At 61.4% G+C, this 23,442-nt stretch carries 23 protein-coding genes and 1 tRNA gene; 7 read left to right on the top strand and 17 right to left on the bottom strand.

Annotated features, from left to right (window positions below; all coding sequences use genetic code 11):
* Positions 1–88 precede the first annotated feature (88 nt).
* Positions 89–568 (top strand): VOC family protein, encoded by a 480-nt coding sequence (locus ACODTY_RS04555; protein ID WP_488993092.1) that lies wholly within the window; start codon positions 89–91, stop codon positions 566–568.
* Between the two features lie 992 nt (positions 569–1,560).
* Here the strand turns inward: ACODTY_RS04555 and ACODTY_RS04560 are convergent.
* Entirely contained in the window at positions 1,561–2,475 is a 915-nt protein-coding gene (locus tag ACODTY_RS04560; RefSeq protein ID WP_488993093.1) for a class I SAM-dependent DNA methyltransferase, read from the bottom strand.
* Positions 2,476–2,606: 131 nt separating this feature from the next.
* Here ACODTY_RS04560 and ACODTY_RS04565 point away from each other — a divergent pair, with 131 nt between their 5' ends.
* The gene (locus ACODTY_RS04565; protein ID WP_488993173.1) at positions 2,607–3,617 is read left to right on the top strand and encodes a ligase-associated DNA damage response exonuclease; all 1,011 of its coding nucleotides are present in this window, start codon (positions 2,607–2,609) and stop codon (positions 3,615–3,617) included.
* Between the two features lie 58 nt (positions 3,618–3,675).
* Positions 3,676–5,274, top strand: a complete 1,599-nt coding sequence (locus ACODTY_RS04570) for a cisplatin damage response ATP-dependent DNA ligase (RefSeq protein WP_488993094.1) — start codon at positions 3,676–3,678, stop codon at positions 5,272–5,274.
* Between the two features lie 10 nt (positions 5,275–5,284).
* Here ACODTY_RS04570 and ACODTY_RS04575 read toward each other — a convergent pair whose 3' ends face one another.
* The gene (locus tag ACODTY_RS04575; protein ID WP_488993095.1) at positions 5,285–6,538 is read right to left on the bottom strand and encodes a hypothetical protein; all 1,254 of its coding nucleotides are present in this window, start codon (positions 6,536–6,538) and stop codon (positions 5,285–5,287) included.
* A 223-nt stretch (positions 6,539–6,761) separates the two neighbouring features.
* Between ACODTY_RS04575 and ACODTY_RS04580 the strand changes: the two genes are divergently transcribed.
* Positions 6,762–6,837: transfer RNA gene (locus tag ACODTY_RS04580), tRNA-Thr, on the top strand.
* A 105-nt stretch (positions 6,838–6,942) separates the two neighbouring features.
* Entirely contained in the window at positions 6,943–7,350 is a 408-nt protein-coding gene (locus ACODTY_RS04585; protein WP_488993096.1) for a hypothetical protein, read from the top strand.
* Here ACODTY_RS04585 and ACODTY_RS04590 read toward each other — a convergent pair.
* The 7 genes from ACODTY_RS04590 to ACODTY_RS04620 all read right to left on the bottom strand — a co-directional run bounded on the left by ACODTY_RS04590 (position 7,340) and on the right by ACODTY_RS04620 (position 11,139).
* The gene (locus ACODTY_RS04590; RefSeq protein ID WP_488993097.1) at positions 7,340–7,639 is read right to left on the bottom strand and encodes a hypothetical protein; all 300 of its coding nucleotides are present in this window, start codon (positions 7,637–7,639) and stop codon (positions 7,340–7,342) included. The genes ACODTY_RS04585 and ACODTY_RS04590 overlap by 11 nt on opposite strands.
* A 187-nt stretch (positions 7,640–7,826) precedes the next feature.
* A complete protein-coding gene (locus ACODTY_RS04595) occupies positions 7,827–8,075 on the bottom strand; it encodes a hypothetical protein (protein WP_488993098.1) in 249 nt (82 codons plus the stop codon).
* On the bottom strand, positions 8,072–8,275 hold the full coding sequence (locus ACODTY_RS04600) for a hypothetical protein (protein ID WP_488993099.1): 204 nt from the start codon (positions 8,273–8,275) through the stop codon (positions 8,072–8,074). The genes ACODTY_RS04595 and ACODTY_RS04600 overlap by 4 nt, the downstream gene beginning before the upstream one ends.
* Positions 8,272–8,946, bottom strand: a complete 675-nt coding sequence (locus tag ACODTY_RS04605; protein ID WP_488993100.1) for a lysozyme family protein — start codon at positions 8,944–8,946, stop codon at positions 8,272–8,274. The genes ACODTY_RS04600 and ACODTY_RS04605 overlap by 4 nt, the downstream gene beginning before the upstream one ends.
* A 35-nt stretch (positions 8,947–8,981) precedes the next feature.
* A complete protein-coding gene (locus ACODTY_RS04610) occupies positions 8,982–9,308 on the bottom strand; it encodes a hypothetical protein (RefSeq protein ID WP_488993101.1) in 327 nt (108 codons plus the stop codon).
* Complete coding sequence (locus ACODTY_RS04615; protein ID WP_488993102.1) at positions 9,305–9,640, bottom strand: hypothetical protein; 336 nt, start codon at positions 9,638–9,640, stop codon at positions 9,305–9,307. The genes ACODTY_RS04610 and ACODTY_RS04615 overlap by 4 nt, the downstream gene beginning before the upstream one ends.
* A gap of 8 nt (positions 9,641–9,648) precedes the next feature.
* Entirely contained in the window at positions 9,649–11,139 is a 1,491-nt protein-coding gene (locus ACODTY_RS04620) for a hypothetical protein (RefSeq protein ID WP_488993103.1), read from the bottom strand.
* On the opposite strand from ACODTY_RS04620, the gene ACODTY_RS04625 reads away from it, so the two are divergent.
* Both ACODTY_RS04625 and ACODTY_RS04630 read left to right on the top strand, forming a co-directional pair.
* Positions 11,138–11,365 (top strand): hypothetical protein, encoded by a 228-nt coding sequence (locus ACODTY_RS04625; protein ID WP_488993104.1) that lies wholly within the window; start codon positions 11,138–11,140, stop codon positions 11,363–11,365. The genes ACODTY_RS04620 and ACODTY_RS04625 overlap by 2 nt on opposite strands.
* On the top strand, positions 11,344–11,568 hold the full coding sequence (locus tag ACODTY_RS04630; RefSeq protein ID WP_488993105.1) for a hypothetical protein: 225 nt from the start codon (positions 11,344–11,346) through the stop codon (positions 11,566–11,568). Before ACODTY_RS04625 ends, ACODTY_RS04630 begins: the two co-directional genes overlap by 22 nt.
* On the opposite strand, the gene ACODTY_RS04635 is transcribed toward ACODTY_RS04630, so the two are convergent.
* The 8 genes from ACODTY_RS04635 to ACODTY_RS04670 all read right to left on the bottom strand — a co-directional run bounded on the left by ACODTY_RS04635 (position 11,565) and on the right by ACODTY_RS04670 (position 23,434).
* Positions 11,565–15,800 (bottom strand): hypothetical protein, encoded by a 4,236-nt coding sequence (locus ACODTY_RS04635; protein ID WP_488993106.1) that lies wholly within the window; start codon positions 15,798–15,800, stop codon positions 11,565–11,567. The genes ACODTY_RS04630 and ACODTY_RS04635 overlap by 4 nt on opposite strands.
* Positions 15,800–18,481, bottom strand: coding sequence for a lysozyme family protein (locus ACODTY_RS04640; protein ID WP_488993107.1), 2,682 nt, complete (start codon positions 18,479–18,481; stop codon positions 15,800–15,802). Before ACODTY_RS04640 ends, ACODTY_RS04635 begins: the two co-directional genes overlap by 1 nt.
* Before the next feature lie 12 nt (positions 18,482–18,493).
* The gene (locus ACODTY_RS04645) at positions 18,494–18,997 is read right to left on the bottom strand and encodes a hypothetical protein (RefSeq protein WP_488993108.1); all 504 of its coding nucleotides are present in this window, start codon (positions 18,995–18,997) and stop codon (positions 18,494–18,496) included.
* On the bottom strand, positions 18,979–19,338 hold the full coding sequence (locus ACODTY_RS04650; protein ID WP_488993109.1) for a hypothetical protein: 360 nt from the start codon (positions 19,336–19,338) through the stop codon (positions 18,979–18,981). Before ACODTY_RS04650 ends, ACODTY_RS04645 begins: the two co-directional genes overlap by 19 nt.
* Positions 19,338–22,028: a phage tail protein gene (locus ACODTY_RS04655; protein ID WP_488993110.1), complete on the bottom strand. Its 2,691-nt coding sequence runs from the start codon at positions 22,026–22,028 to the stop codon at positions 19,338–19,340. The genes ACODTY_RS04650 and ACODTY_RS04655 overlap by 1 nt, the downstream gene beginning before the upstream one ends.
* Positions 22,028–22,651, bottom strand: a complete 624-nt coding sequence (locus ACODTY_RS04660; RefSeq protein WP_488993111.1) for a phage connector family protein — start codon at positions 22,649–22,651, stop codon at positions 22,028–22,030. Before ACODTY_RS04660 ends, ACODTY_RS04655 begins: the two co-directional genes overlap by 1 nt.
* Before the next feature lie 3 nt (positions 22,652–22,654).
* On the bottom strand, positions 22,655–23,113 hold the full coding sequence (locus tag ACODTY_RS04665) for a hypothetical protein (protein ID WP_488993112.1): 459 nt from the start codon (positions 23,111–23,113) through the stop codon (positions 22,655–22,657).
* A 63-nt stretch (positions 23,114–23,176) separates the two neighbouring features.
* Positions 23,177–23,434 (bottom strand): hypothetical protein, encoded by a 258-nt coding sequence (locus ACODTY_RS04670; protein WP_488993113.1) that lies wholly within the window; start codon positions 23,432–23,434, stop codon positions 23,177–23,179.
* Positions 23,435–23,442: the final 8 nt, after the last annotated feature.

Below are 23,442 nucleotides of genomic sequence, written 5' to 3' on the forward strand. Positions count from 1 at the left end.
TCACCATGTCGGCTTGGCTCATCACGGAACGTCCTAGGTCCAAGCGTCGTTTAGGGACGTGCAGTTCGACCAACGAGGAGACCCGCCCATGCCTGCCCCGAAAAATCAGATCTGCCTGTGGTACGACAAGGACGCCGAGGCCGCAGCGCGGTTTTATGCCAGCGTCTTTCCGGATTCCAAAGTCGGCTCCATCTGGCGTTCGCCCAGCGACAACCCGTCCAGCAAGCAGGGCGAAGTGCTGGTGGTCGAGTTCACCGTCTGCGGCATACCCTGCATCGGGCTGAACGGCGGTCTGCAGTTCCCGCAAAGCGAATCCTTCTCGTTCCAGATCGCCACCGACGACCAGGAAGAGACCGACCGCTACTGGAACGCCATCGTCGGAAACGGCGGCAGGGAAAGCGAGTGCGGCTGGTGCAAGGATCGCTGGGGCCTCAACTGGCAGATCACGCCGCGCACCTTGACCGAGGCGATGGCCGCCGGCGGTGCCGAGGCCAAGCGCGCCTTCGACGCGATGATGAAAATGCAGAAGATCGACGTCGCCACAATCGACGCCGCCCGGCGCGGCTGAGGGGCAGAGGGCTGAAGCCTCACCTGTGCGCTTCGTCATCCCGGAATTCTCTTTCGAGCGGCGCGAGGAAGGAATATCCGGGATCATTCTCGGCGGTTGGAATTTGGCGCATCCACTCATTGCAAGGCGCGCTTTTGCGTATGCTGTTTTCTACCTCGCCTGAGCATTGCCGCACTGTCACGGAATGGATCCCGGACAGCATCGCCGTCGCTTTGCTCGGCTCGCTTCCGGGATGACGCGGTGAGTGGGTCTTGCCTCGATGGATGCAAGGCTGGCTAGCTCGGCCTGATGTCCGAAGCAGGCTAAAGCGCACACTCTCCGCATCGTCATGGTTGTCAAGAGAGCGCATCCCTACGCTTGGCCACCTGAAGTGGGAGCGCAACCTCCCCGCTTCGTCGTGTCCGCTAGGGGTGCAACGTCTCCGCTTCGTCATCCCGGAATTCTCTTTCGAGCGAAGCGAGAAAGGAATGTCCGGGATCCATTCCGTGACGGTTCGGCAGCGTGAATGCATCTCAGAATGTGGATCGATTTGAGGCTGAAATTAATCCAACCCCTTGATCCCACTCACTTCCTACAAAAACATCCGCCCCACTTATCCACCCCCTCAGCGTCTCCCCCATACTCTGTCCCATCGCCCTTGCGGGAGACCTGGTGCGCACCGGGTATCAGGGAAGGGCGTCGGTGCCGGATTGGTCGCATAACGGTGTGCGGCTGGGTGATGAGCCCCCAAGTCCGGGCCTTGATCGGGGCCTTCGGCGTGAGTGCTGCCCCCGGTGAGGCAAGACCACCGGACGGGCGGCCGCAAGGCCGCACTACTTAACTAAACGAGCGACCGAACGGCCGCCCGTCCTCCCGACCTCTTAAGCGAGGTCAGTTCTTTGACAAAGGCCAGGGCCGAAAGGCAGCGTGGCGATGAACAAGTGCGCACTTCCCTTCTCCCCTTGTGGGAGAAGGGAGGGCGAGCATGGGCGACACCCACTCACGTCCAGCGCCTAATTCGCGAAGGGCCGCGCCACGACGATGAGGCCAATAACAGGTTCGAGGCGGTCCTTGCGAATGACCTTTTCCTCCAGCGACAGCACTGCGAGGCCGTTGGCCGAAAGCAGCCTGCGAAGATAGCTTTCCGAGTGCGCATAGCGGCGCGACTGCTGCAAGGCGTAGTCATCCGTTCCCGCCAGTTTCTCGACGGAGAAGGCAAACAACCCATCGGCGGCGAGCATAGGAGCGATCCTTGCAAAGATGTTGTCGAGCGCGCCGAGATACATGAAGACATCGGCGGCGGTGACGAGATCAACCTTGGGCCCGCTATGGGAAAAGACCTGCAGGTCGGCCTTGGCCAGATGGTCGTAGAGGTGCTTGGCCTCGGCCTTCTTCAACATGCTGGCGGAAATGTCGTAGCCTTCCAGCCGCACGACGAAAGGGCGCAGCATCTCGCCCATCAGGCCGGTGCCGCAGCCAAGGTCGAGCGCGAGGCCGAACATGCGGCCACCCTGCAGGTGGATTGCTTCGGACAGCAGCGCCGGCACGCGGTAGGCCAGTTTCTCGACCAACGCGGCATCGAAGGTATCGGCATATTGGTCGAACAGGGTCTCGACGAAGGCCGAGGGGGGCGTTGCCAAATCCGTCGCTTCGCCAATCAACCCAAGCCGCAAGGTGGCGCCGAGCCGGTCGGAAGGGTCGAGCGCCAGCACCTTGTTCCAGGCCAATGCCGCCTGCTCGGTGCGGCCGGCGGCTTCCTGCATCTCGCCCAGCAGGAACCAGCCCGCAGCCCAGCCGGGAGCGAGCGCCAGCGCCTCAAGCATGAGGTCGGCTGCCGGGGCGTGGTCGCCGGCAGCATGCAGCATTTCCGCAAAATCGGCGCGGCGGTCGGCGATCAGGTCGCCGGACGAGGCCTGGAGCGGTTTCATGAACAATGGGTTCCGCCGGCAGGAATTGCCGGGAGCGCTGCTATGCTTCAGGACTTGGCGGATTTCAAGATGGTGTCAGCAGGCTGACGATGCGGCCTTCCCGAACGGCTGGAATTGCCTATGTTTCAGCCATGCGCGCCAGCGACCTGCTTCATCCCCGCCCCGAAGGGCTTTACTGCCCGCCCGGCGATTTCTTCATCGATCCGGTGCGGCCAGTCGAGCGCGCTCTGATCACGCACGGCCATTCCGACCATGCCCGCGCCGGCCACCGCTCGGTTCTGGCAACACGCGAAACGCTTGCCATCATGGCGCTTCGCTATGGCGAAGGCTTTGCCGGCACGACACAGGCGGCAAAGCTTGGCGAGCGGATGACGCTGAACGGCGTCGAAGTCTCGTTTCACCCTGCCGGACATGTGCTCGGATCGGCGCAGATCCGCGTCGAGCACCAGGCAACGCGCATCGTCGCATCCGGCGACTATAAGCGGCAGCCTGACGCAACCTGCGCGCCGTTCGAAGTGGTGCCGTGCGACGTGTTCATCACCGAGGCGACCTTCGGCCTGCCTGTGTTTCGCCATCCGCCGGACCATCACGAGGTCGGTCTGCTGCTGAAATCGGTCAAGCAGTTTCCAGAGCGCTCGCATCTGGTCGGCGCCTATGCGCTCGGCAAAGCGCAGCGGGTGATGAAGCTGCTGCGGCAGGCCGGCTACGACAAGCCGATCCACATCCACGGCGCGCTGGCGAAGATCAGCGACTACTATCAAGCGACAGGCATCGACCTTGGCGAACTTTCGCCGGCGACCCTAGAGAGCGGCGGCAAGCCCGACTTTACCGGCGCGGTGGTGATCGGGCCACCAGCCGCCTTTTCCGACCGCTGGGCGCGGCGCTTCCCCGATCCGGTCTCATGCTTTGCATCAGGCTGGATGCGTATCCGCCAGCGCGCCAAGCAGCGCGGCGTGGAACTGCCGCTGATCATTTCCGATCATTCGGACTGGGACGAGCTGACGGCGACCATCCACGACACCGGCGCATCGGAAGTGTGGGTGACGCACGGCCGCGAGGAAGCGCTGGTGCGCTGGTGCGAGCTCGAGGGCATCGCCGCGCGGCCGCTGCATCTCGTCGGCTATGAAGACGAGGGGGATTGAGCATGATCCCGGAAAGTGAAAACCCGTTTCCGACCGGGGTCATGCAGCGGGAAACGCCATGAACCGCTTTGCCGAACTGCTCGACCGGCTGGTGCTGACGCCGTCGCGCAACGGCAAGCTGACGCTTTTGACCGACTATTTCCGCGCCGTCGAAGACCCCGACCGCGGGCTGGCGCTGGCGGCGATCACCGGCAATCTCGACATCGCCGCGGTCAAGCCGGCAATGCTCCGCACGCTGGTTGCCGAGCGCATGGACCCGGTGCTGTTCGGCTACTCATACGACTATGTCGGCGACCTTGCCGAGACGGTCTCGCTGGTGTGGCCTGCGGCGAAAGAAATGCAGGGCGGGACCGTGCCGACAGTGGCCGAAGTGGTGCGGCAGTTGCAGGCGGCAAGCCGCTCCGACGGACCGAAAGTTCTGGCGAGGCTGCTCGACGAGGCGGACGTCTCGGCACGCTTTGCCATCATCAAGCTGGTCACCGGCGGCCTGCGCATCGGTGTGTCGGCTCGGCTCGCCAAGCAGGCGCTCGCCGATCTTGGCAAGGTCGACGTCGCCGAGATCGAGGAGCTTTGGCATGGGCTTACCGCGCCCTATGCAGACCTTTTCGCATGGCTGGAAGGTCGCGCAGCCAAGCCGCAGAGATCGGCGCAGGCGCTGTTTCGGCCTGTCATGCTGGCCAATGCGGTCGGCGACAGCGATCTCGACAAGCTCGATCCGGCCGACTATGCGGCCGAATGGAAATGGGATGGCATCCGCGTGCAGGCGGTGCGCGAAGGCGGCGTGCATCGGCTGTACTCACGCACCGGCGACGACGTGTCCGGCGCGTTTCCCGACCTTGCCGAGGCGATGGATTTTTCCGGCGCGATAGACGGCGAACTGCTGGTCGGCACGCCGTCGGCCACCGGCAGCTTTTCCGACCTGCAGCAGCGGCTGAACCGCAAGACCGTGTCGCCAAAGATGCTGCGCGACTACCCGGCCTTCATGCGCTGCTACGACCTGTTGCAGATCGAGGACGAAGACCTGCGCGGGCTTCCCTTTGCGGAACGACGCCAGCGGCTGGAAGCGTTCGTCGAACGCCTCGATCCGACGCGCTTCGACCTGTCACCGCTGGTGGCCTTCGGAAACTGGCAGGAACTTGAGGCGGTGCGCGCCGCACCCCCGCATCCGATCATCGAAGGGGTGATGCTGAAGCGGTGGGACTCACCCTACCTTGCCGGGCGGCCGAAAGGGCCGTGGTTCAAATGGAAGCGCGACCCGCATACCGTCGATGCCGTCTTGATGTATGCCCAGCGTGGCCACGGCAAGCGCTCAAGCTTTTATTCCGACTATACGTTCGGGGTCTGGTCTGGGGCAGAAGGCGCGGAGGAACTTGTGCCCGTCGGCAAGGCCTATTTCGGCTTCACCGACGAGGAATTGCGCCAGATCGACAAATATGTGCGCGATAATACCATCGAGCGCTTCGGACCGGTGCGCTCGGTTCGCGCAGACCGGAAGAACGGGCTTGTGCTGGAAGTCGCTTTCGAAGGGCTCAATCGTTCGACGCGGCACAAGTCGGGCGTGGCGATGCGCTTCCCGCGCATTTCGCGGCTACGCTGGGACAAGCCCGCCGCCGAAGCCGACCGCATCGAGACGCTGAGGGCGCTGCTTGATAAATAGCAGGTTAGAGCTACTCGGCGGGCGAAACACGTATCTCGTAGATGTCGACCGACTTGCCCTTGTTGTCGAAATCCGAATTGATCGCGATGGTCCCGGCGGCGCCCGGCTGCTTGTCCGGCATCTGCACATCGAACAGATATTCGTTGCGTTCGTGGCCGACGGCATAGCGCTTGCGCCCGCAGTCCCCCAACTCGCCGAAATTGCAATCGACGGAAAGCTGCGTTTCCTGGCCTTCCTCGGCGCGCGCGCTGATGACGAACACTGCATGCTTTCCGGCAAGCTGTTCGAGAATGCCTTGCCCGACGTCGAAACTGACAGCCGAGCCGGAATTGCCCGAGCGCAGGCGCAGGAACGAACCGGTGTCGTCCTCCATCACGTCGGCCTTGGAGTCGGAAGGCGCATTGACCAGCGTCGGGTCCTTGGGCGTGAAAACGGTAATCCACGTGCCGGACGTGTCGGCCTGCCCCGGTTTCAGCGGCTCGCCCGCATCGCCGGAAGGCGTGAAATCCTCGTCCTCGACGGTGGCTGGCTGCGACGGCAGTTGGCCACGCTCCTCCAGCGTCTTGAACACGCCGGCCTGATGGAGCCACCAGGCGCCAATTGCGATCAGACCAAGAAGCGTCAGACCGACGAACAGCGCCGGGATGCCGCGGCGCTTGCCTCGCGCCCGCCGTTCATCGCGGTCCGGCGCGACGTCGACCCCAGAGCCGGCCAAAGGCACCGATCCCGGCAAAGGCCGTTCCGGCATGATGTCCGGCACCACCGGCATGACGCGCCCGCGTGGCGCATCGGTCGCGGCTGTGGCCGCCAACGGTGGTTCGACGGTTTCCTGGACGGAACCGGGCGCCGCTTCCCTCAATGCCGCACCGAGGTTAGGAGCTTCATGCGTCGGCTCGCGGACGGCTTCGTCCGTCCTGTCCGGCATATCGATGGTCGGCACCGAAGGATTTGATGGCGAAGGTACCGCCTCGACGACAGGCGCAGCTTCGTCGTCCGAAGCGTCTGAAGCGACATCTTCAATGTTTCGCGTGGGAGCCTGCGGCGCCGGCTCGATTGCAGGCAAGAATTCCGATTCTATCTCGGCGATCTTGGCTTGCATCGCCTTGCGGCGGTTGATTGCGGTCTCGACGGTGACGCCGGGATTGGCCTGCAAGGCCCGGTCAAGCGCGGCAAAGGCCGAGCGATATACCTTTTCGCGGAACGACCTGTCCTCGGCATTGCCCTTCTCGAAGGCATTGCGAATCGCTTTTTCGATCGCGTCCAAGCGGATGTCCTTTGCGAGCCGCCCCCATTTTCATGATCGTTAAACGTTGAAAGACGATCAATCAACGGGGCTGGATACAGCATTCACCGCGGAAACACGGCTCGGCAGAGATTTCGCACGCTCTCCAATCCAGCCCGACAATATCGAATTGGTGACAACGCATCTTGAATTTATCCGGGCTTGCGGTTATCAACCGCGCCATTCTGGAGGCATTGCCTCCCGGGCCGCTTTAGCTCAGTTGGTAGAGCACATCATTCGTAATGATGGGGTCGCGTGTTCGAGTCACGCAAGCGGCACCAAAAAACCCCGAAAAATCATATACTTGCGTCGATGCTACGGCAGCGACCGAGAGGCTTTCTAAACTCGCGGAACCACGGCGGAACCAAGCCACTCCAAGGCAATCAATGTCCGCCAAGCGCCGGCACCACATATTCAGCGAGCATTGCAACGCCAACAACATCGCCCCTTGCTGCCTGTGCGGCCAGCCGATCCACCGGCACAAAGACCAGTGGATCATCGAACATTTAACCGCCCTCGGGCTGCTTGGCCCCGACCTCAACACGAACTGCGCACCGGCCCATGAGGCTTGCCGCAGGGAGAAGGACAAGACGGACATCGCCCGGATCGCCAAGGCAAAGCGGCAGGGCGTGGCGGGAACCCCAAGCCACCTGCATGATACAGGTGGCTTGCCGGAAGGTGTTGCCATGATGGCAATACCCCAAAAGAAAAAGCCGGCGCGAGGCTTTCAGGCCCCGACCGGCTTTGGGTACGATTGGCGGCAGCGCCGCTATGTGAAGGCAGTCAAGTCGTAAACCACGCGGTTATCTTCCCCCAGGCAGCGACGAACCCGCCACCGATCAGAGCCGACACAACGCTGACCAGCATCACGGCCCCGATTGCGCGCTCACGCCATTTGCTGAACTCGGCAACTGGTTCCTCGACACTCTTGAGGCGCTTGTCCATTGCGGCATCGACGTTCTTCAGGCGCTCGTCGACGGCAACAATCTTGGCGTCGGCTTCGTCCACTTTCCCGTCGACATCTTCGAGCTTTTCATAGATCGCCTTGCGACTTTCGTTCGCGGTCTTCTGTTGGTCCGACATGATGCGAACTTCCGCCCTAAGCTGACCGATGGCCTCAGAGATATCGTCAAGTTTTGTGGTCAAGGTTTAGGCCTTTCACTTGCAATAGGCATCGCGTCGAGCATTCAACGCCCGGATGCCGTCAACGGTTTCTTGGCTGTCCTGTGACGCCGAATAGGTGGCCGGCGTCCAGATCGCGCAGACGGCCTTATCGGTTGTCGCGGTTGCGAGGGTCTGACTGCACCCCGCCAGAAGGGCGAGCGTCAGCAGCATCAGAGACTTCCCGAAGGTGTTTCGCATAGCTGTCCCTTTCCTTGGCCGCTTGCTTGTCACGCTCGCGAGCGGCCCCGGAGAGCCGCCCCTTGATGTACGTCACCACGAAGGCGAACAGGATTGCGCCGGCCCCGAGCAGATAGCCGCCAGCGTCCGCCATGAGCGCCGAGACAAGGCCGCTCACGTTTCCCATCCCCACTTGCGGGCGAGCTTGTAAGCGAACTCAGTGCCGGCACCGATTGCCACGCCGAGGCCCGCTGAAACCGCATCGAGGATGCCCGGATCGGTGTTGAGCCACAGGGCATCATCGGCAGAGAAAAGACCGTGGAAGACGAGAGCGCCCGCCACGTAACGAAGCGCGATACGCGCAATCAAACCGCTCATTTCCAAACCCTTTCAATGATCTTGGTGAGGACTTCGACGAGGACTTGCCAGAAGCCCTTGCGGGGCTCAGGCGCAGGCACAGGAGCCGGCGCAGGCTGGACAGTGGGTGGCGGAGCCGGCAGAGGGTCAGGAGCCTTTCGCACCAGCAGAAACAGCGCCTCGATCTTCTCAGGAGCGACCAGCGCCTTGTTGAGCCCGTCGCCGGCATAGTAGGACTGCCCGCGCTTCAACTTCCGATGAGCGCCCATGCAGTCGACCAGGACGGGGAAGCTTGCCCATTCCATCGCAAGGCGCTTGGCGAACTCGACCGCGTTGATTGTCCCGTCGACATATTGCTGATAGCCGCGCCGCTTCAGCAGGTGGAAGCCCAGCCGGTCTTGCAGATCGGTGTCCAGAAGCTGGGAGCCACGAAGGCCAAGCTCCGCAATCAGCCCAACCAGTGTCGCGCGCATGAACTGATAGCCGCCCGCCGCACTGGATCCATTGTTCTTCGACCAGCCTTTTTGCGCGGCCAGAACCTCATCGAGCGTCATGGACGTGAGCGGCTTCGCAAGCCTGCCCTGCTTGTTGGCAAATATGACATCATAGGATGCGCGATCCTTGCGCCCGACTTCGGTCTGTCGAATGAAGTCAAGCAGAAGGGCCGCGCCGATGGGCACGGTTTTATCCATCTTGTGGACCTTTCAGGTTTTGAGGGAGTTGAGGTTTATTGCGCGGAGCAGAGCCGCCAGAAGTCGTCGACTTCCTTTTCCGACATGCCTTCCTTGATGGCGAAGATCATCACCAAGGGGTTGTCGCGTTCGAAGTCGGAAGCGCCGGCCAGCAAGCATTCGGCTTTGAAGGCGGCTTCCCCATCCGTCATGCCATCGATCATGGCTTGAAGCGCAGCCGGTATGGTCCCGGTCTTGATAGCTGCAAGCGCTTCGTCCTTCGTGATCTTCTGAGCGGCAGCGAGCCCCTGATAGAACTCACGGCGCGATATTGAGACAGGGACTGGCGGCGGCGGTGCGGGCCGAATGGTGATGACGCTCATTTGCCCTTCTCCTGTTCGGATGCAATCTTGGCCTCTTCAGCGGCAAGGCGTTCGGCCTCTTTGCGCGCCGCCTCTTCTTCAGCCAAGCGCTTCGCGTCCTGTTCCGCGAACCACGCTTCAGCGCCGATGCCGTACCCATCAGGCGCAGAGAAATCCGCACCCCATTGATTGCGCTCGCTGCGGTCTGAAGGAATGTCGCTCGCGTCTACGATGCGATACGCAACGCCGGCAGGAACGTCTTTCCGCGCGGCCTCTGTCGCGTCCCAGCCATTGCCAGGGATCAGGACGGCCACGCCGCCGCTATCGGTAGGGAAGATGATGCGCTTGTCCATGTTTAACCTCATCTAAAAACGGTGGCTGTCACCAGCACGGGATCGGCCAACGTGCCGCTGTAATTCAGGGTATCGAAGCGGAGGGCCGAGGCCGTTGGCGCTGTGGCAGCAAGGATGCGGCACGTTCCGCCGCCGCCAGCGCCGACGAGGACGCGCGAGCTAAGCGCAACTGCATAGTTCGCATCCGGCATCGCCGTCGCAAAGTTGACCGTATAGTCACCTGTCCCGTTGTCGGTTATCGATGAAACGTTGTAGCTGGCCTTGATTGCCACGGTGCCCGTACCGTCGAAATTGACCCATGCGGCAGCAACGCCAGGGTGGTTCTTCATCGTCGCTACCGAAGGCACACGTGCCGTGTCCGTGCCCGTCGCCACTTCCGCCGCCGTCGCCAGCTCGACAACGCCGGTTGCGGTGTCACTGGCTGCCTGTTTCAACGCGGCGAACGCATTTGCTGCCGTGCTGGCCCCGGTGCCGCCGTCCGCAATGGCAAGGTCCGTTCCGCCAGTCCAGGAGCCCCCAGTGATGGCCGGGCTTGTCAGCGTCTTGTTGGTGAGCGTTTGCGTCAACGCTGCCAGCCATGCGGCCAGGTTCGTCAACGTGAGCTTTTTCAGGCCCCACGACGCCGCGCTATCGGAAATAGCCAGTTCGTCAGCGCCGGTTGGTGTCGCCTTCGAAGACGCAGCGTGAATAGCTGCAGCGATACCGCCTGTGACGACGCCTGCCGCCTTCTGAGCCCAATGGAACGCGGAGAATTTATCCGGGCTAGTCGTTACCGGCACGTCTTCAGCCTCAGTGGCCCACTTGCCCGCCAAGGTAGAGGACGCCCCGGACGATGCAGCATCAAGGCCCGTTTGCACCCTATCCGCGGCCGTGGCGATTGCGTCCAGCCCGGTTTGCGTTCTGTCAGCAGAGGCGGCGGCGCGGTCGATGCCGGTCTGTACACGATCCGCCGCAGTAGCCACCCGATCAAGCCCGGTTTGCACCCGATCAGCAGCAACCGCTACGCGGTCCAGCCCCGTTTGCGTTCTGTCAGCGGCGACGGCGACGGCATCGGCATGCGCGTTCTGTTCCGACACCAGCGCCGCAGCAGCACTTGCCGCAGCAGCAATGGCGCTTCCGGCACTGTCGCTTGAGAGCGATTCCGTGATGACTATGTTCGACGTGCCGACATGGATAGGATTGGCCGAGGTCAGGACGTACTCACGGCCCGCCAGCGTCGAACCATCGGTGACCGTGACGCGCGTTCCCTTCGTCACGTCGCGGTTGCTGTCGAAGTCCCGCGCGCGCTTCCAGTCGCCAGAGTTGGCGATATAGATGCCGTTCTGTTTCTGATCGGTCTGGCTCTTCACCAGCACCCGGTCATCAGCAGCGACCACAACGCCGTCGACCGTCAGTAACCCTGACAGAACGATGTTGCCGGTCGTGGCTACCCGACACGGCGCTTTGTATGCTACCGTCTCGCCATTGCCGGTTATCTGGTCAACATAGGCTGTTGCCATGCGAATATTCCTTATCGTTGCGAACTTGCTTGCGATGCTCGGGCTTCTGCTCATCCTGCGAGAAGAGTGGTCGCGGATCACAGACTACGGGACAGCCTGGCTGGTCTTCGGCGGCGGTGTGGCGCTGACCGCCCTCAATGTGGCCTATATCCAAGGAACGGCGGTGGCAGAGCGACCGCGCTGGCTTCACAAGGTCAAAGACGCATGGACCGTTTTGCGGTCATGACCTTTGTGCTGGGGGCTGCCGGTTTCTTTTCTCTGATGTTCGTCGTTCCCGCGCTCAACACATGGACGCAGAACAACCCTTTTCCGCGTCACAAGTTGGCGTCCCTCGCCATCATCGCCGCCATAGGCTTCAGCAGTGCCCTTCTGTTGAGCGGCTGGAATGTTGATCTTGAGTGCGTCCGCTACGGCCCGAGGGTCTGCTAATTCACCAGTTCGTGAAGCTCGGGCTTCACGCCGCTGAAGGCATCGAGGTTATCAAGCCCGAAGCCGCCTTCAATGATCCAGCGCCAATAGGGCAGGGTCAGGAACGGGATCATTTTCGCCGCGCGGTTGATGTCCGATTCCGCAATGCTGGGATTGGTCGACGGATCGCCGTCTATCAAATCCGATGCCGCACGAAGAGGAACGCCGAGAAGCTGGGCCGCATCGGTGCCGAGCTGGAAGGATGGCCCGAGCAGAGCGCCGAAAGCGTCACGGTTGGCAAAGCGTGATGCCCTTTGCCTCTTGTCCGCATCAGGATTGACCAGCCGACCGGCAGCGGCAGCAGCGGCATAGAACCCCGGCCCGCCGAGCTTTTCCCACGTGCTATTCACTTCGAACGCAGTTGCGAACAAGCCGGATCGATCCAGCCCTTCCGCCATCCACGTACCCGGATTGTTGGAAATCTCGCGGCCCGATTCCGCTTGTTTGAGGAAGTAGGTCAGCATGCCCATAGCCGACATGCCGATGATGCCCGTCATGACCGAGCCCGGCCCTTCCTGAAGTCCACGCATCAACATGCGCTGGTTCGATGCCAGGGCGAAGCTCTTGAACTGTAACAGCGCACGACCGGCAGGCGTGTGGATGAACAGCGGCACGTCGGCAACTGACTTGGTGACAATCGTTGCGTCCACGTCCTTGTTGATCGCAGCAGCGAAAGCACGGCGCGCGCCTTCGTCGTCCCAGCGCTCCAAGCCCGGAATGTGCACGTTGCCCTCAACCTCCCCATGCGCGGCAAACTGGCGAGCCACACGCTCAGCCATGTGGGCATCAATGCCGACATAGCCCATGTACTTGCGCTCCGCAGCGCTCAGGGCCTCATAGTCGACCTGCACGTTCTTCAGGACGCGGTTTTGCGTCAGCACTGAAGCGATGGACTTGTGCATGTCGTTCCACCACGGCAGCAGCGTCATCTTTGAGAACGCCGAACCCATGTTGTCTAGCAGCCGTTCGAACGGTGAATTGTGGGCATAAGGGTCTGCGAGTTCTGCCATCGTGGCGATGCGAGATTGCAAGGTGCGCTCAGTGACAGCACCCAGCAGCTTTGCATCCTCGACCGCAAGCTTGACGGCCTTCATGTTTGACATCAGCGGCGCGATGCCCTCGCTCATGTAGCGGCCCAGCCCATTGACCATGATGGGCCGAACCACGTCCGACAGAGACGACACCAAGACGCCGCCGAGAGTACGGATATAGTTGAAGGTGCCCGCCGCCCTCAGCACCTTGGCGAAATTGGTGTGCTGGCTGCTGATCTTGTATTGGCCGCGCAGCAGATCGCGAACGCCGGCAATGTCTTCAACGTCGCTCTTTTCGCGCGCCGACAGTTCCTTGAGCGCCTTTTCCTTGGCCGCTTGCTCCATGTCCGACGCATGGACGGCATCACGCAACGCCTGATAATCCTGTGTTACGCGGTCAAGCTGTCCCTTGAGCGTAGGCTTCCCATCGCCACCGAGGCGCTTGTCCATGCGGGTCAGTTCGACATCAGCGGCCATCACGCGGGCATAGCGCCGACCGATCAATTCAATGTCGTGTTCAAGGAAATCCTCAATCAGATGATCGGGAATGTTGAAGGTGCGTTCCTTCAGCGGCCCGCGCGCGGCCATCGTCATGTCATAGGACGGCATGCCCTGATTTGCCCGCCCGGTAAGTTGCGTAAAAATGTCGTCGACAATCCCCTTCACGTAATCGGCCCGATCTTCCGGCGATAGAAACTCGGGGATTTCCTGCTTGATCTTCGGCACCATCGGTTCAAGCTTATTGGCCTTGACCCTCATGCCCTCGATGTTCGCGCGCAGCCGGCCAAGGTCGATTTCCTTGGCTGACAATTCGGCCAGCATTTCATCGTTTGCCCTGCCTTCGGCCTCCATGCGCTTCAGAGCGTCGACACGCTTGGACAGGCTGCGCTCTTTCAAGCCGGCCTTGAACAGATCGCGGCGCACAGTGCCATAGTCCACGACGAGGCCCACACGCGGCGAGGCGTTGGCAAGGTCGCGAACCTCTTCCATTTCCTTTTCGAGCGCTTCCAGCTTGGCCGAGACTTCCCGCGCCTCAGCGCCCGAAATGTCCCGTTCGTTAGTCAGCTTGTCCGTTACCGCGTCGAACTCTTCGATTTCCCGTTCAAGGCGCGATATCCGGCTGTCCATGCCGTCGACGTTCTTTTCAGCGCCCAGCACGCGGTCGATGAACGCCCGCACATCTTTCACCGTGGCGTTGTCAGGCAGCCCGACTTTTTCGAGCCATTCGGATGCAGCACGGTCGATCTGATCCAGAGCTTCAGCGGCCATAATCTCGTCGGGCGTCCGTAGCGGATTGCCGCCGAGTTCCGACCTGATCGCCTCCATGACGGCGACCGGGTTCACATAGCCGTTGCCGTCGTCTGGAAGGTCCGCGAATATCTCGTCTTCCGCCTTCACGAAGTTGTCGACATCGCCAATACCGCCCTGCTTGCGGAATAGGCCCGGATGCGTCTTCGGCGTCACGTCCATCGCCCGCAGTTCGCTATCGAGCTTGGAGCCGATGCGAACGCCGCCCTTGCCCTTGATGAGAGCCAGGACGGGCGAGCGGTCGACGAATGGCTGTTTCTTGTTGGCAGACCGAGCCGCCGCGCGAGACTGCTTTACCGCGTCAATCATCACGGCGTTTTCGTCGGCGCCGCGCAGCATCTTCACCAGACCAGCCGGTGCGCGTTCCTTCAGCACATCGAGGCGGGTTTGCTGCAACCCTTCGAGCGATTGCACCTTGCGCTGGCGGATGCCGCCGCGACGTGTCAGTTGCTCTTCGAAGCCCTGCATGCGCTCGTCCACCTTGGCGAACGCCTCCCGCATCTTCTCAGTGTCGACGATCTTGTTGCCGATCCTGATTTCATCGGCCTTGAACTCCAATTGCTGAAGCTGATCGTCCAGCCAAGGCCGAACAATGGCCTTGAACCGGGCTTCCTCTGCATTGAGGCGCGGCGCATTCCAGAGGCGAGTGAGATAGGACGTTGCCGTTTTCACGTTCACGTCAGGCGGAAGCAAGCCAACCTCAATCGCCTGTTCCTTCAAGGGATCAAACAGAGCCGAGCGCCAAGATCGCGCCGCCTTTGAAACGGCATCGTTCACGCCTTCATCGCTACGGCGCATCGCCTTGGAAATCGCAGTGCGAAAGTCTTCCGCCGTCATGTCGAAACCGGCCGATTTGCGAGCCTCGCGATAGATCGCGTTCATCTCGCTCAGGCCCTTGGTCAAAGCGCCACGGTCCCAATACTTCACGGCGCTTTCCACGGCGATATTGCCATCCCCGCGCACGTTCTTTTCGAGATAGAAGCCGGTTTCCGCCAGATCGGCCATGATCGATCGATGCACGGCAGACGGGCTTTGCGCGGCCCGGAGAAGCGGGTTAAGCGGAGCCTGCACCGCGCCGACTGTCTTTGCACCCTTGGCAATGTCGAAGTCTTCCAACACCGGCCTGTCAATTGCGGCAGCGCCAGCGCTTTGCCCTTCGACCGGCGCAAAACCAGAATGGTTGCCCATAGCCTGGTCGATGCTCTTGAGAGCCGCCTTGCGTTCGGCCATCGAGAGCAAGGCACCAGCGCCAGAGCCCAGCAAGGCCCCGAAGATTGCCCCCGAGCCCACGCCGATCATGCTTTCCATGCCGGAGCGTGTTTGCTGGGATTGCTGCAATGCCAGTTCCGACACGCCAGCCGCCAGAGCGCCGGCAGCGCCGGTTGTCAGTGCCGACCGGAGAATGGTCGCACCAGTGGACGCGCTACGCACCACGGAGCCGCCAGGCAGCAGTGAGGGAGCATCGAGCACCGCAGCGCCGAAAGTCGCAGCCGTGCCGAGCCAACCCGCCGAATCAACATTGCGCCGGTCTTCGTCTTCCATGTCGATTTGCGACTTCATGGCCGCAAACCCGATGCGGTTGTGCACCTTGGAAATGCGGTCCCATTCGCGTTCGTAGCGGGTGCCTTGAATATCCTTCCACATCTCTTCGCCGGTCAGCCCGTCAGGCGTCTTGATATCGACACCGGCCAGCTTGTTCGATGCGCTGGAAACGATCATGTTCGTTTGACGCCACGCCGAGCCGATAACGGACATGGTGTCCGCTTCAATCTCGTGGTCAGGCTCGGGCGTATAGTCCACCGCCGCGAACCCGCCGAGAGGCTTCCGGTCTTCTGGATAGTCCAGCATCGGCATTAGAATTGACCCTCTTGCGTGGTGGTGGAAATGCCACGAAGGCGACGGCTCACTTCGGGATCGTCGCCAAGACTTGGCTTGGCCCCGCCCGGTAGAGCCGGATCAGGCGATGCGCGGAACGTGTCAGCCTCGACCTTGCCGCGCTCGCGTTCGGCCTCAGCAGCCCGCGCCTTCATCCAGTCAGGGCCGGGCGTCTCTTCAAGCGCCTTTTCTGCCCGAGCATTGGCATCTCGTTCAATCTGGTTTGCCGCATCGTCACGTTCATGCGACCGAAGGAACGAAGCCTTGTTCTCGTCGAAGGTCTTCTGCATGGCCTTGGCGTCGACGCCCCAGCCCTTGCCCAAGACCTCATCGAACTTGGTCTGTCCGTCTTCGGTGTACTGGTAGAACAGGCGATATCGGGGAGCGCGGCCCATCTCGATATCGGCCCGCGTTTGCGCCGTAGGCCAGATCGCCACGTTCTCGACCTTGCGGCCCAGCCCTTCCGCGAACTTGGACGCCGTTTCCATCGCGTCGGTGCGCAGATACTCATGGCTTCCGCCGATGGGCGGATAGTGTTGCTCTGGAGGCAGGCGCATCAGGTTCGCGGAGCCCGAGATATTGCTCACGTTCCAGCGCGTTTTGATTTCCGCCAGCGCCCGAGCCTGCGCCAAGCCCGTATCGCCGCCAGTGGCATAGAAGGCATCTTCCGCAATTTCCTTGTATTCGGCCATGAGAGCGGAGGATTGTTCCGGCATGATGCCAGCGCCGGGTTCGGCAGAGAACGCCCCAGGGTCGAACTCGTCGGTCACCTGTGCAACCGAAAGCGTCTTGAGGAACTTGTCAGCTTCCGGCTTCAGGATTTGGCGATTGGCCTTCACTGCAGGATCGTTTCGGCGCAGCATTTCGGATGCAGCTTCTTGCCCGCTCATTCCAAGATCATTCACGAAATGGCGGAAATCCGTCAGTTTCGTGCGCACATCAGATCCACCCGCGAACGAGTCGAACGATATCGGCGCCGATACCTGCAGAACATCAGCCTGCGACATGGCAGCGGCCAGAATGCCCGGATCGGTCGATGCCGCACCCTGCCGAATGACTGCCTGCACCGGCTGGGGAATGTAGCCCGTCGCGCGCACAAAGGCGTCAGTGACGACGCCCTTCTGATCGTCGGGAACGGCCTTCTGCATAGCGTCGTAGGTCTTATCGGCCACCTTGCGCTGATCGTCGTCGAAGGAATTGATCGACGCTTCCGGAGAACCGGCGACGATGCTGGCGGTCAAGGCGTTCACGCCGCCGTCTTCTTTCAGCTTCGTGTTCAAGGCCTTCAGCAGCGTGGCCTTGTCGCCATCGTCGATGTTGGCGCTCAGGATTTCTTGCTGGCTGACAACCGTCCCTGTCTCGATGCCGAGCGACAAGGCGTCTTTGAACGACGCCTGTTGCGCCTTCAACTGGACCGCCGCAGCGTTGGCCGCTTGCTGCTCTTCCACCACGGAATGGTCATAGAGCTTGACGCGATCCTCATAGGGCAGATCGGCATATTGAGGCGCGACCTCAGTGTGAGCGCCCCCCATTTTCTTTGCCGCCCATGCCTTGATGTCACCGACAGACATGCCATTGAGAAAGCCGTTGGCCTTCATGACTTCCGGGCCGAGAACGCTTGCCACAGACTGCCCGTCGTCCGCGCGCAGAAGCGCCTTGGCTCCACCGATGCCGGCGAAGTGGGCAAGGTATAGATTGCCTGCCGTGGTAGGCATGCCCGAGGACGCCAGAGACGCTTGATTGTCTTCCGTCAGGCGCGTGGTCATCTCACGGCCAAGCGAGGCATTGCCCTTCAGTGCCAGCAGATCACCATTGGACTTGCCGGCCAGATCGGGGCGATGACGGCGCACAGTCGCAAGCCATGTCGAGTCCGTGAACTGGCCCACACCAGAGGCCGAGCTATTCGGGTTCTTGGCATTCGGATTGCCGCCGCTCTCCGCGCCGATGATCTTGCCAACGACAGTCTGCACAGCCCCACCGACGCCTAGCCGTTCGCGCGCCGCGCCGCCATTGGTCTTTGTGTCGATTTCCCACAGTGCTTCAGCCCGACGCTTGCGCCATGCCCGTAGATCGGTGTCCTGATCAATGGGCGAGCGGCCGGAATTTTTCACCAGTGCATCAGCCTGGGCGTCCGCGTCCTTCCAGCCGTCGGGGTTATCCTGCAACCCTTGAAGGATGACGTTCTGCCCGTCGTCGATCTTCGTCTTCGCAACGCGGTCCTTCTCTGCAACGGCGAACTCATCCGCCTTCGAGGTCAGGGACGTTTCGAACTTGAACAGCGTCTCGTTGTATTCCGGCTTCAGATCGTCGGGAACGGTCTTGAAGAACTCTTTCGCCGCCTTGCGATAGTTCTCTTTCTGCCCAGCCGTGAACCCATCGGCCCCGACAGGGGCCTTCAGGATGCTATCGGCAAACGCCTTGCGCTGCTGGTCTTCGAACTGAAGATAGCGAGATTGAGTGTCGAACGCCGTCGACTGGTCGACCTGTTTCTTTTGCGTCTGCTCACGGACCTTGAGGCCGGCGCTAAGCGCGCGCATGCCCTGCCCAGCCTGAGCCACGCCCCGACCGATTGCGGACGTGTCCAGCGAGGCGATAGGACGGCCAGAACGACCGCTGACAGGTCCGCCGAGGTCTTCAGCGCCCGGAAGCTTCAATGCCATGTGCTAAAGCCCTCACGCATCGTCGTAAATGTAGGCATAGCGGCCCTTTTTCTTGCCCATGCCGTAATCGCTGGCGAAGTCGCCAATCCCGCCCATGAGCGTACCGGCTGCCCCGAAGTAGGAGCCGGTCTGAGCGGCCTTCCCTTCCATTCGGGATGCCGCTGCTTGGGCGCGTCGACCCTTGGCCCGCTCGTCGCCGCCGTAGCGGATCATGCCTTCCTGAAACGCGCCTTCCTGAGCGATGTCGCCAGCCAGATCGAGGACTGTTTCATCGAGCGCGCCAAGGTTGGACGCGGACGCGACAGCCCGTTGGCGGGACAGAACGAAGTCGGTTTCCTTCTTCTTCTGTGCCGCCTCGCGCTGCGATGCCGCCCTCTCTTCCGCAGCCTGTTGTTCAAGCTGCTCAGCCTGAAAATCCGCAGCGCTCTTCTGAGCAGCACCAGCGGCCAGCGTACCAGCCGCCGAGACGCCAGTGCCGATCAGGCCTATGATCGTGCTTAGACCGAAATCCGCCATTCCCACACATCTCCATCACCTTGCCGGAAACCCAGCCTCTTCAGCCAGTTCGGCGCAGTCGGTTCCTTCGGGTCGCACAGCGCGAGAATGCGCTTGTGCCGCCCCTTGGCCTCTTCCATCAGTTCCAGCGCCGTCTTGTGGATCGTCTTCCTGTAGGGCCGCGCCGCTTCGCTCAGGCCGCAGAACGCAACCACCGTGCCCCTCACGATATGGAAGCCGGCCACCGCCGCCAGCTTGCCGTCGACGAACGCGGCAACGCCCTTGATGGTCGCTTGGTAGGCATCTTCGCCGTACCATTCGGCCAGATGCTCATGCTTGAGCGGCACAATCTCGTAGGGCATCAGAGCTTGTCGTTCGTCTCGACCGACACGATTGCCGCCTCGACCACGCAAGGCCGGGGTGCCGTCGCCTTCAGGCAGATACGCGCGTCAGTATCCCAATCGCCGGGGAAGGCAATCGCCGGCTCTTCGTAGTGGTCGAAGACCTCATGCGGATCGACGGGCCGGCCACGATAGAGACGCGGCAGGCGATCCATGTTGGTGAAGTCCCGACCGAAGGCGATGCCGTTATTGTGGACGCGGCCAAGGATCATTGCGACCAGATTGACCCGCTTGATTTGCGACAGAGCCGTTCCCGCCGCAGCTGCATATGCCAGTTTGGTCGACTTGTAGGAGGCGGTGTACCCCAGCCCCACAAGCACATCAGCGGCGGTCACCGCCTCGCTCAGCGTGATCGAGCCGCCCGAGACGGTGTAGCTGCCCATATCCTTGCCAGAGGCCCATACAATGACCTGCTTTCCTTCCAGATAGGACAGACCCGAAACCGTCGTGCCCGTCACGTTCGGCACGACCGTAAAGGCATCGGCCTGCTTGTTGATCGTGCCGCCGACGATTTCCGATTCCATCGCCATCTTTTCGAGAAAGCGTTTGGTTTGCCCGTTGATGGTGCGGCGGACACGATAGTAAACCTGATCCTCGTCTTCGCCCGGCAGGACAGCCACGCCTTCAACGAAGCCGTCTGTTTCAATCTTCGACCAGCAGGCGACTTCCTCGCTGGGTTCATAGGTGAGCAGAACCACCGTTCCATCACTCAGCCAGATATGAATGCGCGTGTCGGGTTGGCGCTGGACTTCCATGCCTACCACCTTGGCCGAGCCGGTAAGGTCAGGCGTCAACAGCGTCAGGTCGCGGGGCTCGTAGTCGTAGGTATCCGGGTTGAAGACCAGTTCCATGACCTTCTTGCCTGAGCGTTGGGCAAAGACGCCGCGGTTGTCGACCTTGGCCGCATTTGCCCCCATCCGCGACCCTTGCGTTGACGGATCGCCGGCTTGTGTATTCTGAGGCGTCAGCGGCTCGTCAATCGAGGTCGATTTGATGGAAAATTCAGCGCCGGGCGTTCCGATGATGAGCCGGCCAAGCGAGAGCATGAAGTTGATAGTATCTACCGGACCAGAGCCCAAGGTGCGATTGATCGGCCCGCCGTCACCTTCAAAGTCAGGACTGAAGTTCTCGTAATCGTCAGAGATTGAACCGATGAACCGTGTCTTGCCAGCCCACCACAAACGCCCCTTGTGGAACGCGACAGCGCTAGGCCAGCCTCGCCGATCAGACCAGATGCCTTCTTGCCAATTGTCGCTGTATTCGGTGCTGGCAAAGGGTGCCAGAATCTCGACTGAAACGCTCGTTTGCGAACTATAACCAATGACGCGGCAAATCCCGTAAGTGCCGTCGCCGCGATAGAGAATGTTCGCCGTCGCGGCTCCCGAAGTGTAATCACCCGACTTGAAGCCCATGCGATACCAGACGATCATATTGTCTTGCTGAGGTCCGGGCTCGATAGTGCCGGTGCCGTTGATCGTGTAATAGAACCCGGTTCCAAGATCGATGAAGCCTTCATCCGGGCCGTCATAGGAGCGTTGCAACGCAATCGTGCCGCTCCATGTGCCCGACAACGTGATTGTGAAATCATTGTCGCTTCCAACGCCGTTGACGCGCCAGGCTGGCGTGAAGGCACCATCCGCGCCAAGTTTGAAAGACTGGTTGCGACCCGGCAGAAACACGCGAAACAGCGCGCCGACGTGCTGAGGCGTGAAGAAGGGTCGTTCTGCCGTCAGCGTGGTGTTGCCTGTGGTGGCGGACACCTTCAGACGCACATCAGCCGACCGGGCAACGAAGAATGGCCCGGTGTCTGGCAGGTAGTCCACAACCGACCAGCTATCGACAGCCCGACGTTCAATGCGGCGCTGCTTGATGCCATTGCAGGAGAGGAACAACACGTCTGCCGATTGGTCGTATCGCAGATGCGGCAGATCGGCGGCTGAATAGGGAATGTTCAATTCCATCGTGCCGGATGCAGCAACGGCGCATGACGCCACGATGCGGTCAACGTCCCGGCCGTTCTGGAACTCAATCCAGAAATTCCCCGAAGGCGTGAGAGCCAGGCTATGGGAACCGGCCTTCAGCAGCGTTTCGGAAATGTAGGAATCGGACCCACTGGAAGAACCGCTGCGGAACACCACCGGCCCGCGCGTCACGCTGATGGTGAGCGCATGGCGCTTGCCGGCATCGCCGCCCGACACCGTGATTTCACGGCGGCAGATCGCCCGACCGCCGATGTTGACCGCGTTCAGCACCAGACCGGAACCGCCGAAGCCGAGAGTTCCGCCACCGGAAGAGGCATCTGTCCAGCCGCTTGACGTGGCGAAACTGGAATTGCTGATGGTGGTGGAAACGGCCACCCGAGACACCAGAGCGTCATTGACGCGAACCCGCATCTTGCCGTCCGCCATCTCAATCAGCGCCGTGTCGTCGGTCGCGGCAACGAACGGAATGTCGATGGCAAAGGCGTCGTTTCGGCTCGACCCCAGCCATTCGAAGCCCGGGCGCAGGAACATGGCCCCCGCCGTCTTCGGAAGCCAATTCGTCATGACCTCGGCGGAAAGCCGGATGCGATCAACATCAACGCGGACCAGCGCCGATGACGACACCAGCCCGCGATTGAAGGCGAGAAGAGGCGCGTTGGTCTTAGCCATTAGCGGCCATGCTCGCGAGTGCTGATGCTGGGAAAGCGGCTGCGAACAAGACGCCCGACAGGCGGGAATTTCGTCACGGCCTCATTCATCACGTCGCGGTTGGAAGCCTTCTTCCAAGCCTTGTCGGCATCCTTTTCCAGCTTGTCGAGCTTGGTATTGGATCCAGTGATTTCCTCGCACGTCGCCACGGCCAGAGCCGTTTCGACATAGGTCACGAAGCTTTCCGGCCAGCGCCCGAGGTCGAGCCCGTAATCGTCGTGGTTCGACACATAGCGCACGTAGATCGTGGCAATGTCAGCCAGCCAGTAATCGGTGCGATCATCGTATTCGAGCAGCGGCACCTTGCCGTGCGCGTCGATGGTGATTGCAGCGGTGCGCAGCCAGTCGTTCGGCTTGTCGAACACGAACTGGTAACCCAGCGTGGTATCGACCGAGGGCGATTCCGTCGCAGAGGCGAAGCGCATGGCGAAATTCCACAACCCAGCCTCTAGACACGCCTTCACCGTCTTCGCATAGGCGAAGTCGAGAGCGCGCCGCGATTTGTTCTCGTCGGTCAACGAGGCAAGACGCGGCTGGCCCAACTTGACCAGCGCGCCATTGTAGAGGCTGAGTTGGTCCGTCATGGCTTAAGCCGCCATCGCGCGGCGCTGCGAGACGATCCACTTTTCAGCGGCGATCTTGTCGGGAAGGTCGCGCTTGACCGGCTCATCCTGCCCGACCTTGTAGACCTGCCAAGCGCCACCGTAGGGGCGGGCAACATAGTCGTTCAGTTCCGGCAGAACAGCATCGTTCTTCAGCGAGACAGGCGGCAAGGTGAAGGCCACGCGAGCGCCGAACGCTTCATTGCGACCGACTTCCATCACGCGCAGTTCAGCGTACCAGGACGCATCAGCGGCGAGGACTTCGATCCTGTCGCCCATGCGCAGCAGCCGACCGACATGCGTCCAATACTTCGGCTCAAGCAGATGCTCAGGATCAGAGCCAGCCGAGGCCGTGACCTGGTAGACGTTGCGAACGGTTTCCGCCACTTTCAGGCCATTCGCGGCGAGCGGGATCATTGCGGCCTTGTCTTGGGACGCTTCCATATCGGTTTCCTTGTGGTTTCAGCGAAGGAGAGAAAGGCGGGAGCCGAAGCCCCCGCCCTATGATCAGGCCAGAACCGCAGCCGAGATGGTCGCGGCACCCGCAGACACCGCGCTCACGGAATGAAGCGTGGTGGTGTAGCCGGTGGTGTTCTGCACGAACACAAGGTCACCGACCTTCATGCCGAGCTTGGCGCCGTTGGTGAAATACCCAGCAGCGTCAACATCGGTGTGCGCATCACCATCGGCATAGACCCAGGTCGAAGGACCGGAGCCGATACCCGAAGCAATGCACTTCGGAGGGTTAGAGGTTTCGTATGCCATTTTTCAGG

It is taken from the genome of Mesorhizobium sp. FG116, assembly GCF_057809835.1.